At 33.0% G+C, this 11,613-nt stretch carries 14 protein-coding genes and 1 riboswitch; of the genes, 9 read left to right on the forward strand and 5 right to left on the reverse strand.

Annotated features, from left to right (window positions below; all coding sequences use genetic code 11):
* Window positions 1-16: 16 nt before the first annotated feature.
* The 3 genes from DYE31_RS05625 to DYE31_RS05635 form a co-directional block, all read right to left on the reverse strand.
* On the reverse strand, window positions 17-373 hold the full coding sequence (locus DYE31_RS05625) for a fluoride efflux transporter FluC (protein WP_041612985.1): 357 nt from the start codon (window positions 371-373) through the stop codon (window positions 17-19).
* Window positions 366-737 (reverse strand): fluoride efflux transporter CrcB, encoded by a 372-nt coding sequence (crcB, locus tag DYE31_RS05630; RefSeq protein ID WP_015900627.1) that lies wholly within the window; start codon window positions 735-737, stop codon window positions 366-368. Before crcB ends, DYE31_RS05625 begins: the two co-directional genes overlap by 8 nt.
* A 70-nt stretch (window positions 738-807) precedes the next feature.
* Window positions 808-1,113: a hypothetical protein gene (locus tag DYE31_RS05635; RefSeq protein ID WP_015900626.1), complete on the reverse strand. Its 306-nt coding sequence runs from the start codon at window positions 1,111-1,113 to the stop codon at window positions 808-810.
* Between the two features lie 184 nt (window positions 1,114-1,297).
* Here DYE31_RS05635 and DYE31_RS05640 point away from each other — a divergent pair, with 184 nt between their 5' ends.
* Complete coding sequence (locus DYE31_RS05640; RefSeq protein ID WP_015900625.1) at window positions 1,298-2,014, forward strand: transaldolase; 717 nt, start codon at window positions 1,298-1,300, stop codon at window positions 2,012-2,014.
* Window positions 2,015-2,141: 127 nt separating this feature from the next.
* Window positions 2,142-2,594, forward strand: a complete 453-nt coding sequence (locus DYE31_RS05645) for a hypothetical protein (RefSeq protein WP_015900624.1) — start codon at window positions 2,142-2,144, stop codon at window positions 2,592-2,594.
* On the opposite strand, the gene DYE31_RS05650 is transcribed toward DYE31_RS05645, so the two are convergent.
* Window positions 2,578-3,513, reverse strand: a complete 936-nt coding sequence (locus tag DYE31_RS05650; RefSeq protein ID WP_015900623.1) for a sigma-70 family RNA polymerase sigma factor — start codon at window positions 3,511-3,513, stop codon at window positions 2,578-2,580. The genes DYE31_RS05645 and DYE31_RS05650 overlap by 17 nt on opposite strands.
* 202 nt (window positions 3,514-3,715) lie before the next feature.
* On the opposite strand from DYE31_RS05650, the gene DYE31_RS05655 reads away from it, so the two are divergent.
* The 7 genes from DYE31_RS05655 (at window position 3,716) to ribH (ending at window position 10,503) form a co-directional block, all read left to right on the forward strand.
* Window positions 3,716-3,937 (forward strand): hypothetical protein, encoded by a 222-nt coding sequence (locus tag DYE31_RS05655; RefSeq protein WP_015900622.1) that lies wholly within the window; start codon window positions 3,716-3,718, stop codon window positions 3,935-3,937.
* A 319-nt stretch (window positions 3,938-4,256) separates the two neighbouring features.
* On the forward strand, window positions 4,257-5,102 hold the full coding sequence (sagB, locus tag DYE31_RS05660; protein ID WP_015900621.1) for a peptidoglycan release complex glucosaminidase SagB: 846 nt from the start codon (window positions 4,257-4,259) through the stop codon (window positions 5,100-5,102).
* 137 nt (window positions 5,103-5,239) lie between these two features.
* Window positions 5,240-6,721 (forward strand): FAD/NAD(P)-binding protein, encoded by a 1,482-nt coding sequence (locus DYE31_RS05665; RefSeq protein WP_015900620.1) that lies wholly within the window; start codon window positions 5,240-5,242, stop codon window positions 6,719-6,721.
* A gap of 99 nt (window positions 6,722-6,820) precedes the next feature.
* Window positions 6,821-6,952, forward strand: a riboswitch (FMN riboswitch).
* Between the two features lie 174 nt (window positions 6,953-7,126).
* Window positions 7,127-8,176: a bifunctional diaminohydroxyphosphoribosylaminopyrimidine deaminase/5-amino-6-(5-phosphoribosylamino)uracil reductase RibD gene (ribD, locus tag DYE31_RS05670; RefSeq protein ID WP_015900619.1), complete on the forward strand. Its 1,050-nt coding sequence runs from the start codon at window positions 7,127-7,129 to the stop codon at window positions 8,174-8,176.
* A 6-nt stretch (window positions 8,177-8,182) separates the two neighbouring features.
* Window positions 8,183-8,815: a riboflavin synthase gene (locus DYE31_RS05675; RefSeq protein ID WP_015900618.1), complete on the forward strand. Its 633-nt coding sequence runs from the start codon at window positions 8,183-8,185 to the stop codon at window positions 8,813-8,815.
* Window positions 8,816-8,830: 15 nt separating this feature from the next.
* Window positions 8,831-10,012, forward strand: coding sequence for a bifunctional 3,4-dihydroxy-2-butanone-4-phosphate synthase/GTP cyclohydrolase II (locus DYE31_RS05680; RefSeq protein WP_041613118.1), 1,182 nt, complete (start codon window positions 8,831-8,833; stop codon window positions 10,010-10,012).
* 32 nt (window positions 10,013-10,044) lie between these two features.
* Window positions 10,045-10,503, forward strand: a complete 459-nt coding sequence (gene ribH / locus DYE31_RS05685) for a 6,7-dimethyl-8-ribityllumazine synthase (protein ID WP_015900616.1) — start codon at window positions 10,045-10,047, stop codon at window positions 10,501-10,503.
* Window positions 10,504-10,571: 68 nt separating this feature from the next.
* On the opposite strand, the gene DYE31_RS05690 is transcribed toward ribH, so the two are convergent.
* Window positions 10,572-11,567 carry a proline dehydrogenase family protein gene (locus DYE31_RS05690; protein WP_015900615.1) on the reverse strand — a complete coding sequence of 332 codons (996 nt, stop codon included), beginning with the start codon at window positions 11,565-11,567 and terminating at the stop codon, window positions 10,572-10,574.
* Window positions 11,568-11,613 lie beyond the last annotated feature (46 nt).

An 11,613-nucleotide genomic window follows, 5' to 3' on the forward strand; every position in this document is an offset into this window, starting at 1 on the left:
TCTCAAGTGTGTTTTATTAATGAGCAATGATATATCCAAGCCAACAAGCTGCAAAACAAAGAATATATTGCAATGCACTATATAAAATAAATACTGCAGGTTTTGTTTGTTCAGTTAATAGGTTCTTCAACTCTAAAGATAAAGTAGAAAAAGTAGTTAAGCCACCTAGAAATCCAACAATTAATAATGGAGAAGCCCAATGATTGGAAAGGGCAAAACCGCTTAATAGACTAATTGCAAAACTACCTGCTAAGTTAACAATTAACGTAGCTACTGGAATTTCAGAAGGTATACGGCTGCATGCTTGTGTAATAGCAGCCCGAACGACTGCACCTAAACCGCCACCAAGCATGATAAGCAAAATTTTAATCATGACTTAGCGCACCTCCTATTTTTCCTCCGAGATAGCATAATAGAATTCCGAATATATAACTTGTAATGGCATAAATCCCGAGCAATACATAGTTATGCTGCTCTAACATATGTACAAGTTCGAATTGAAAAGTAGAAAAGGTAGTCAACGCGCCTAAAAATCCTGTCGTTATACCTTTTTTTAAAAGCGGATTATTTTGGAATGTTTTTAAAATCAGTGCTGTGATTAATCCCATTAAAAAGGCACCCGCTAAATTAGCGATAAAAGTACCAGTAGGAAAACCATTTCCCTGATTAAAATGTGATAATCCGAATCTTATCAGTGCGCCTAATGCGCCACCAATAAAAACATATAAATATTGCACTTTACCGCCTCATTCTTGATTAATAATTAAATTATTGTACGATTCAATCGCTTTGTCAAACTGTAATTGATTATTTTAAGAGACCGAATGATACAAGTGATGCTGCGATATGAAGGATAATCGTAATTAATAAAAGATAAGGTAAAAATTTGCTTGCAGTTCTAATCCAATCAGGTCTGTCTTTTGAAAGTTTCATAGATTTATCTGCAAAAATAATTGCAACAATTAAGATGATTGCATTTACAATACTGCTGATTAATATTTTTTTAACGATAGAATCAAACTGATTATTGAATATAGGATTACGCATGTTGAAATAAAAGCTGATAACAATCAAAATCAGCGTAATATAAAAATATAGTTTAGATTTTGCCATTTTGACCTCCATTTCTATCCATTCTTACATATTATCATATTGAAATAGTGATAAACCATTTCTTTACAAAACTCTAAAAATTATATGATTGAGTTCGCAAAATCGCCTTTTATTTTTGTGCGTGTTATAATTTAATTATTCTAAAGGAATGAAAGTTGTAGTAATGATAGGAGGAACTCATTCTATGGTAAAAGCAGATTTAAATGTAGAAGTATTCGCAGATGGTGCAGATATTGAAGAAATGAAAGCAGCCTACAAAAATAATGAAGTAGACGGTTTCACAACAAACCCAAGCTTAATGGCAAAAGCAGGTGTAACAGATTACAAAACATTTGCTGAAGAAGCGGTCCGTGAAATTCCAGATGCTTCAATTTCATTTGAAGTATTTGCTGATGATTTAGAAACAATGGCAAAAGAAGCAGAAATTTTAAAACAATATGGTAAAAACGTATTTGTTAAAATTCCGATTGTTACAACTAGCGGTGAATCAACAATTCCATTAATTAAAAAATTATCAGCTGATAATGTTCAAGTGAATGTAACTGCGGTTTATACTTTAGATCAAGTTAAAGCAATTACAGAAGCAGTAACAGAAGGTGTTCCAACTTATATTTCAGTATTTGCTGGTCGTATTGCAGATACTGGTGTAGATCCACTTCCATTAATGAAAGAAGCTGTGGAAATTGCACATTCAAAAGAAGGCGTTAAATTGTTATGGGCAAGCTGCCGTGAATTATTAAACGTCATTCAAGCAGATGAAATCGGTGCTGACATTATTACATGTCCATCAGGTGTTATCAGTAAAATTCCTAATATCGGCAGAGATGTCAATGAATTATCAGTAGATACAGTTAAAGGATTCGCAAAAGATATTCAAAAATCTGATCTTTCAATCCTATAATTAAAAAAAGAGTATCTCTATAATACAGAATATATTAAAATAGAGGCAGAAATAGTCATTAAGTCTGATTGTCTTAAGCTATTTCCGCCTCTTTTTTAATGTAAATCAAGGGCAGGTGTATAAGTGTATGAAAAGAGAAGTATTCGAAACCAAAGTGAAAAAGCGTCTTTGGTTTTTGAATAAAAAAGAAAAAATAAAATTAAATCAATTTTTAACAGAAGCACAAAATAACCAAGCAAATTCTAAAATATTGAACCAACCTGTTAAATTTTCAAACGTATTTTTAAAGCAGCGTGTTTTTTCTGATAAAACACATGGTATGAATTTCTTATTTATAATGGTGGTTGGTATGTTACTTTCTAATGCTTTGTTACTCGGACTATTTCTTTTTGGATTGTTAACAAGTCTGAATGTGGTCAATTACTTTATTGATCCGCAAACGCATTTATCAACAACACAACTTGTAATTATCATGTTAGGTGCAATAGCAGCAATTGTTATTTCTTGTTACTTTATTAGAAAAGTTACCGCATTTTTCACAAAAAAGTTATTAGAATATCGTTTTAATCATGTCCGATAAAAATAAAGTGATGCAGGAAAATACATTCTAACCACTTGCGATGGATAAAATTATAGGGTGCTTTGATAACAAGATGCTTACCATTAGTAAAAATCAGCCGTGTTTGCTGATTTTCTTTTTTTATACCCGTGATTTGCATGCCATTTATAAAATATTGCATTTGAGCACGTTTGTGTTTGATTGGAAATAAAATGGTTGCATCATTAATCACAATGGGTAAGTGCTTACGTATGTTCAATACTTGTTTTAATTCTGTTGAAACTACATTTTTCGGCAATGGATACATGCGTGCCAGTAAGTTCAAATAGTGTTTGATTGAATTTTTCGTCAACTTTCTAAAGATGTTGTACACACATTCTACTTGAAAACATTGATGGGGATAATTGGCCATATACAAAATGATAGGATGCGTTTTTGTGTCATGCATGAAGGAAACCCCTTTGATAAAAGTGCGAAGCGGTTCTAATTTACTACGTACGCAATTTTGATATTTTCGTATTGTAGTTGCTGATTTGTTCATTAATTGTTGTATCTCAAATTGCTTATAACCATAGAGTTTTAAATTAAGCCATATGCGTTCTTGTTCATTGAGTAGATGATAATAGTCATTAACAATTAATGGGAATGAAGTCTGTGAAATCATGGGACACCTTTTTGTTTCATTTAGCGTAGTCTCTAATGTACATGTATTAAGCTGTCGACTCTTTTTTCTGAAGATATCTACTAGATAAAAATGAAGTCTTTGAAATAAATAACGACTCATGCTATCATGTATGGACGTGTCAAATTGACGAATCAAATTCCACATTTTGATTGTAAGTAACTGAGCATATTCATCTGTATCATAACGGATGTTATATTTACGCAAGAGTGAAAATATAATCCTTTTATGATGATTGATTTGATATTCAATATTCACCGATGTTACCTCATATAGAAATGTAAATATCTGACTATTTCTGGTTATAATCATCTTAAATGATTCATTAATGACTTTCATTTGCTTAATATGTAAAATAGGTGTTAAATAGAAGGACAGAAATAAAAAATTTATAATGATTCAACCTAAAAATTAACTAATTATTGAAATTCAGCAACATTTAAAAAGACGGGAGGATTCTATGGATTACGCACATTTGAACTTAGAACACTTTTTTGCACGTCACGACGAGTTAGATATGATTAAAGATTGCTCGGATTTTGTAATGATAAATAATATGACTAATGAAATGATGTATCGCGATGGTACAATTGAAGGCACTATTGATTTAAATCGTTACTATTATAAAAATAAGTCTGAAGCAGCAAGCTTTATTATGATGGACTATAAACGTCCAGAATAAGTTGCAATAAATCTTAATTTGTTGATACGGCTTAAATAATAAAGAATAAAATGTAACCTGTTTACGACAGTAATAAGCTGTGCGAAACAGGTTATTTTAATTTTTTGTTGAGAAATTCCATCAAAATGTTACTGAAAATATCAAAATATTAGGCAGAGAATACAACAATATTACATTCTGACTTCAAAGCCATGACATCAGCTAAGATATGATAAGATAATTGGTGGAGAGTTTGAAATATTTTATACTTAATAGAGCGATAAAATATAATAACAAAATTTATAATTTAATAATTCAACTTGACCTAAGAGGTGTAATTATGACGAAACACAAGAAGGGCTCTATTATTTCGATTATAGGGTTACTTGTAATTTTAGCTGCAGCTGGCTGGATATTCTTTTCAATGATATCTGATCAGATTTTGTTTAAACATGTAAAGAAAGTTGAAACTGTTGAACATTTAAATGTCACACTTGATAAAGCAGCTAAAAAGCAAATTGACAACTATACAAGCCAGCAAGTATCAGACAAAAATAATATATGGCATGACGCTACGGGTACAGAAATCAAAAAGGCGATGGATAGTAAAAACTTTATTAATAATAAAGTTCAAAGATATCAGTTCTTAGATTTATCAAAATATCAAGGTATTGATAAAAACCGTATTAAACGTATGTTAGCTGACCGTCCGACATTGCTTGCACACACGGATGATTTTATAAAAGCAGCTAAAAAGCGTCATGTTAATGAAGTATATTTAATTTCACATGCTATATTAGAAACAGGTGCAGTTAAGAGTGATTTATCAAAGGGTGTCGAAATAGATGGTAAGAAATATTATAATTTCTATGGTGTCGGCGCATTAGATAAAGATCCAATCAAAACTGGTGCAGAGTATGCGAAAAAACATAACTGGGATACGCCTGAAAAAGCAATCGATGGCGGTGCTGATTTTATTCATTCCCATTTCTTATCTAATCCAGATCAAAATACCCTTTACAGTATGAGATGGAATCCGAAAAATCCTGGAGAACATCAATATGCTACTGATATTAAATGGGCAGAAAGTAATGCATCTTTAATTGCAGATTTTTATAAGAAAATTAATACTGAAGGTAAGTATTATAAATTGTTTGTCTATAAAGATGATAAACAACATCAATAACAATAGATGATTATAATTATTAAAGCGAAACAATTAAAACAAAACAGTTTTAATTGTTTCGCTTTATTTATTTTTGTTGCATAATAGGAAGTAATACGAGAGAGTAATATGTTGAATCGAATAGAGGAGGTATTATTATGCGTGTCGCGATTATTGGAATGGGGACGGCCGGAGTAAGTATTTTGCGTCAATTAGAATCCCATTCGTATTTTAAAGAACTAGACATCGATGTGTACGATGATCCTCAAAATATGGGGCAAGGTGTACCATTTCAAAATGACAGTTCACAGTTATTAATTAATTTACCGAGTAAGGATATGTCGTTGAATTTTAATGATGCTGCTGAATTTTTCAAATGGTATGAAAATCAAAATCAATTCAAATTTGATAATGCTACATATCTGCCAAGATTTGTTTTTGGCCACTATATGAAAAGTTATTTAGAAAAGTTTGATCAAGAATATGATAATATTCACTTAATTACTGAAAAAGCGACTGAGATGTACCTTGAACAAGGTTTTGAAAAAGATGCCAAAATACAATACTTCGTATGTACAAATCATCAGCAAGAAGCATGCAGGCAATATGATTATGTATTTTTAACAGTAGGTACAATGGCTTATCATGACCCATATCATTTAAAAGGCTTAAAAGGATATATTAAGTCACCTTATCCTACATACGAAACTTTAAACGATGTTAAAGATACAGATAATATCGCAATTATTGGAACTGGGTTATCAAGTTTAGATGTCATTCGATATGTCGTAAAACATCATCCTAACTTGCCAATCACTGCAACAAGTCGGCATGGTGAATTTCCGAGTGTACGCGGAAATATGATTGATATTACCCTCAAACATATTACGAAAGAGAATTTCGATAAAATCTTACGTTCGCATTTTGGAGTAGTTCCATTAGAATCTATGATTCGACTGTTCGAAAAGGAATGCGAAACATATGATATTCCGTTAGAAGCATTAATTCACAGAAAAGTTGGAGATCCTATTAAAGACTTGAAATATGATTTAGCACACCCTGAGATTTTAGGAGTTTTCCAAAGTTTGCTTGAAACCATAAAAGAAAATATGAATTGGATATGGAATAGCTTGAGTTTACAAGACCAAGAAGCCTTTATGAAAAAATATATGCCAATTTTAAAAGCTAATTCTAATCCGATGCCGCCTAGAACGGCACGACTGTTGATAGAAGAAATTGAAATCGGACATGTTGTAGTTAAAAAAGGTTTAGAAGATGTTCGATATGAAAATGAAGAATATGTATTTGAATACCCAGATCAAGGTGAACCCGATTATTATAACGTGGTTATCAATGCTACTGGACCAAAAACACAATTAAAAGATTTGGATGATGATGATGCATTTATAGTAGACATTGCAAATCGTCAAATTGTGCAAGCACATCCTATGGGCGGTATTCAAATCGTTCCAGAAACGAACCAAGTCATTAGCCCAAGGCATGGAACATTGCCGCATTTGATTGCGATTGGCCAAATTACTAATGGTATAAATCAAGCGCGAAATGGTGTCAATATGATTGTACGTCAATCAGTTCAAGCTGTAGAAAGCCTTTATGCATTTCACCAAGAAAATAGGTGAGTAAGTTTTTATTATTGTAAGAATGATTATTTTGAGATATGATTAAAACATGAGTTTAGATTATATATAACTCAAATTGATTCAGAAACAATTTCATAAAAATTCTTTCGGGGCAGGGTGAAATTCCCAACCGGCAGTAAATTAAGCCTGCGACCTGTGTTCTTTAGAGAACATGGCTGATCTAGTGAGAATCTAGAGCCGACAGTATAGTCTGGATGGGAGAAAGAATGAAGACGTCATTAAATATGAAACTCATTTATTAATATTATATATGAGGTTTAATTTGATTCGGCTTATTTAAGTACGCAATTTTATCGAATTACCTTTTAATATTAATAAATCATCATAAATTCTTTCCCGTTGCCCAATTTTATTTGGCAGCGGGTTTTTTAATGAGGTGATTGTTTGAATCGATTTTTAGAAAATGCAATACAACTGGCAAAAATGGCTGAAGGACAAACAGGTGTAAATCCTGCTGTAGGTTCTGTGGTTGTTAATCATGGTCGAATTGTCGGACTCGGTGCACATTTGAAACAGGGTGAACGACATGCTGAAGTTCAAGCTTTAGATATGGCAGGAGATCAAGCACGCGGAGGCACTATTTATGTTTCATTAGAACCTTGTACACATTATGGATCCACACCGCCTTGTGTTAATAAGATTATTGAAGCTGGAATATCAAAAGTAGTGTACGCAATGAAGGATATCACATTAGATTCACCAGGTGATGAAATTCTAAAATCAGCTGGCATTGAAGTGGTATATCAACATGAAGTTGAAGCGGAAAAGATGTATAAAGATTTCTTTGCTGCTAAAGTTTCTAAAATTCCAGAAGTTACATTAAAGGTAAGTGTGAGTTTGGATGGTAAGCAGGCGACAGATTCTGGTCAGAGTCAATGGATTACTAATCCAGGTGTAAAGCAAGACGTTCTGAAAAATCGTGCACGCCATGATGCGATATTGACTGGAGCAGGAACAGTTGAAGCAGATAACCCGAGTTTAACAGTCCGAATAGAAGGCGAACGCCAACCTATCCGAGTGATCTTGGATAAAAGCGGCAGTTTAAGCTTTCAAGAAAATATTTTTCATGATCAATTAACGCCAGTTTGGTTGTATACAGAAAATAATGCAGTACAAAATAAAGAACATCTTGATAATATCAATATTATTCAATTAGAAGAATGTTCTGTTCATAATATCTTACGTGATTTATATAATAAAGGTATCGGTTCACTTTATGTAGAAGCCGGACCGAATGTATCTTCACAATTTCTCCAATCAGAGTGTGTCCAAACACTTATTATTTACTACGCCCCGAAAGTTATTGGAGGTTCAGGGAAATACCAATTCTATCAAACAGAAGAAGTACTTTCTTTGGATAAAATTCCTCAATTTGAAATTGCCAATTCTGAAATCATCGATCAAAATATTAAAGTTTCACTAAGAAAGAAGTGATTTAATATGTTTACTGGCATTGTAGAAGAAGTAGGTACAGTTGTTCAAACTTCTTCAAAGCAAAATGTCATGAATCTGACAATTGAATGCGATGATATTTTAAAAGATATCCATATCGGTGATTCTATCAGTGTAAATGGCGCTTGCTTAACTGTAATTTCTTTTACTGACAAAACATTTGATGTTCAAGTCATCAAAGGAACTGAAAATAAAACATATCTTTCTGAACTGCGCAAAGGCAGTGAAGTGAATTTAGAACGCGCAATGCCAAGTCAAGGACGTTTTGGCGGTCATTTTGTACTGGGTCATGTTGATGAAGTAGGTACAATTAAGCGGATTCAACCTTCAGCAAATTCTAATATTGTAACCATACAATGTACTTCTGATTTAACGAATCAAATGGTCCAACAAGGTTCTATTACTGTTGATGGCGTGAGTTTAACTATTTTTAGATTAGGCGAGGGTCAATTTGACATTCATTTAATACCTGAAACGAAACGCGCAACAATTCTAAGTACGAAAAAAATTGGAGACAAAGTGCATTTAGAAGCGGATATGTTATTTAAATATGTACAAAAGGCAATTTCAAAAGATGAATCTGGATTAACGAGAGAAAAATTGAGTCAGTTCGGATTTTAAGAGGAGTGAATGGATATGATGTTCGATAGTATAGAAGCAGCTGTTGAAGAATTAAGAAAAGGCAACAGTGTCATTGTAGTAGATAATGAAGATCGTGAAAACGAAGGCGATTTGATAGCTGTGACGGAATTTATGGATGATAATACTGTGAATTTCATGGCTCAAGAAGGGCGAGGACTTATTTGTGCGCCTTTAGCACCTTCACTAGCTAAAAAATTAAATTTAACGCCGATGGTTAAAGATAATAGTGATGCATTCGGTACTGCTTTTACTGAAAGTGTTGATCATATTGATACAACGACAGGAATCAGTGCAAATGAAAGAATGTTAACAGCAAAAGCACTTATTTCTGATGAAGCTCAGCCAGAAGATTTTAATCGTCCTGGTCATCTTTTTCCGCTTATCGCAAGAACAGGCGGTGTTTTAGTGAGAAACGGACATACTGAAGCAGCTGTTGATTTAGCGAGTATGACAGGTGCCAAACTTGCTGGATTGATTTGCGAAATCATGAATGAAGATGGAACAATGGCTAAAGGTGAGCAATTACAAAGTTTTAAAGAAAAACACAATTTAAAAATGATTACCATTGAAGAATTGGTTCATTACCGCAGAACACATGAACAACATATGCACGCTAAAGCGAAAGTGCAGTTACCGACTGATTTCGGCACTTTTGATATGTATGGTTTTGAATCTGACTATTCACATGAAGAAATTGTTGCGATTGTTAAAGGCGATATTAAAAAAGTAGAAAATGTCCGCATTCATTCTTCATGTCTGACAGGCGACATCTTCCATAGTCAAAGATGTGATTGCGGTGCACAATTAGAAGCATCTATGAAATATATAGATGAAAATGATGGCATGATTATTTATTTACCTCAAGAAGGCCGAGGTATCGGATTGATTAATAAGTTGAAAGCTTACGAATTGATTGAGCAAGGTTATGATACTGTAACAGCAAATCTTGCGCTCGGCTTTGATGAAGATTTACGTGATTATTATCATGCTGCTGAAATACTAAAACATTTTGGTATCGAGAAAATCAATTTATTAAGTAATAATCCAGAAAAATTCAAAGGTATGCAGCACTATGGTATTGAGGTCGCAGATAGAATTGAATTAATTGTTCCAGAATGTGAACATAACCATGATTATATGCAAACTAAAAAAGAAAAAATGGGTCATATGCTTTAAGTACTATATATGAAAAAATGGAGGAATAGACAATGAACTTTGAAGGAAAATTATTAGGACAAGATTTAAAAATAGGAATTGTAGTATCAAGATTTAATGACTTTATTACAGGACGTTTATTAGACGGTGCTAAAGATGTACTTGTTAGACACGAAGTAGAAAGTGAAAAAATCGATGTAGCCTTTGTACCTGGTGCATTTGAAATTCCTTTAGCTGCTAAAAAACTTGCTGAAACTGGAAAATATGATGCAGTGATTACACTTGGTTGTGTCATTCGTGGTGCAACATCTCATTATGATTATGTTTGTAATGAAGTTGCAAAAGGTGTATCAAAAGTCAGTGATACAACTGGATTACCAGTTATTTTCGGTGTGCTTACAACTGAAACAATAGAACAAGCAGTTGAACGTGCAGGTACTAAAGCAGGAAATAAAGGGGCAGAAGCTGCGATGGCTGCAATAGAAATGGCAAACTTGCTGAAATCAATTTAAGTTTATAACTTTAAAAAAGGAAGAAACACAGAGTTTTGATAACTTGGTTTCTTCCTTTTTATTTTTATTTATCTTTTTTTAATTAAAGCAGTAGCTGCTGAAGTCACTCCTATAACTGCTGCGATTGCACCAGCTGTTATTGCAAGTGATTTAGGTTTAACAAATTCTTTGACTGCTAAATTCAAGTTTTGAGGACGTTCTGCTAATCGTCTCATAAAGTAGCCAAACCAATCATCGCCGAATGGTACATAAATGCAGAAGTTGTAATTATCATCTGCAATTGCATAAGCGAGGTCTGTACGGAAACCAAATAGCATTTGGAATTCAAAATCATCTCTGCTGATATTGTTTTCCTCAACAAATTTTTTCACGTGATCAATAATTTTGTCATCGTGAGTTGCGATAGATGTAAAATTCTTCGCATTTTTCAGTCTTTTTTCGATTAAAGAAATGTAATTTGCATCAATATCCTCTTTATTTTGGTAAGCAATAGATGCATTTTCTTTATAGGCACCTTTAACAAGTCTTAATCGAATATGAGGATATTTTTCGACCATATCAGTAGCTGTGTAAAGATATGCTTGGATTACAGTGCCAACATTATCATAATCTTTTGAAATGTCATCTAACACATGTAAGATATCATCAAGACCGGCAAATTTTTCTGTATCAATATTTACATGTCTATTATCTAATTCTTTTGCTTTAGCAACAATTTCTCTGAGATTTTTTTCTGCTAAATCTAAATCAAATTCAGCGCCCAACTGACTGATTTTAATAGATAGATGAGCTTTGACATCATTGTCGTGCATGGCCTGCAAAACTTTTAAGATAATATTTTTTTCAATTAAACTTTCTTCTTCTGTACCAACGAATTCACCAAGACAGTCAACAGTCACTGTAATTCCCTTATCGTTTAGTTCGCGGATTGTTTTGATAAGATCATCTAATGAGTTGCCAACTACAACTTTGCTCGCCCCAAGCACTGGCCCGTATTTCTTAGCTGAATTGTTTAAAAATGTATTATTAGATAATCCGATAAAAAAATCTTTGACAAGTGACATAGTAATTCCTCCCATACAACTATATTGGAATTAGTGTATCATGTTT

Origin of the sequence: Staphylococcus carnosus, from assembly GCF_900458435.1 — a bacterium.
GTDB classification, from domain to species: Bacteria; Bacillota; Bacilli; order Staphylococcales; family Staphylococcaceae; genus Staphylococcus; species Staphylococcus carnosus.

Coding starts and splice junctions, on each gene's coding strand:
- DYE31_RS05665 (WP_015900620.1), top strand. CDS start 5,240: ATGCGTGTCGCGATTATTGGAATGGGGACGGCCGGAGTAAGTATTTTG.
- DYE31_RS05655 (WP_015900622.1), top strand. CDS start 3,716: ATGGATTACGCACATTTGAACTTAGAACACTTTTTTGCACGTCACGAC.
- DYE31_RS05625 (WP_041612985.1), bottom strand. CDS start 373: ATGATTAAAATTTTGCTTATCATGCTTGGTGGCGGTTTAGGTGCAGTC.
- DYE31_RS05640 (WP_015900625.1), top strand. CDS start 1,298: ATGGTAAAAGCAGATTTAAATGTAGAAGTATTCGCAGATGGTGCAGAT.
- ribH (WP_015900616.1), top strand. CDS start 10,045: ATGAACTTTGAAGGAAAATTATTAGGACAAGATTTAAAAATAGGAATT.
- DYE31_RS05680 (WP_041613118.1), top strand. CDS start 8,831: ATGATGTTCGATAGTATAGAAGCAGCTGTTGAAGAATTAAGAAAAGGC.
- DYE31_RS05635 (WP_015900626.1), bottom strand. CDS start 1,113: ATGGCAAAATCTAAACTATATTTTTATATTACGCTGATTTTGATTGTT.
- sagB (WP_015900621.1), top strand. CDS start 4,257: ATGACGAAACACAAGAAGGGCTCTATTATTTCGATTATAGGGTTACTT.
- DYE31_RS05645 (WP_015900624.1), top strand. CDS start 2,142: ATGAAAAGAGAAGTATTCGAAACCAAAGTGAAAAAGCGTCTTTGGTTT.
- DYE31_RS05690 (WP_015900615.1), bottom strand. CDS start 11,567: ATGTCACTTGTCAAAGATTTTTTTATCGGATTATCTAATAATACATTT.
- DYE31_RS05675 (WP_015900618.1), top strand. CDS start 8,183: ATGTTTACTGGCATTGTAGAAGAAGTAGGTACAGTTGTTCAAACTTCT.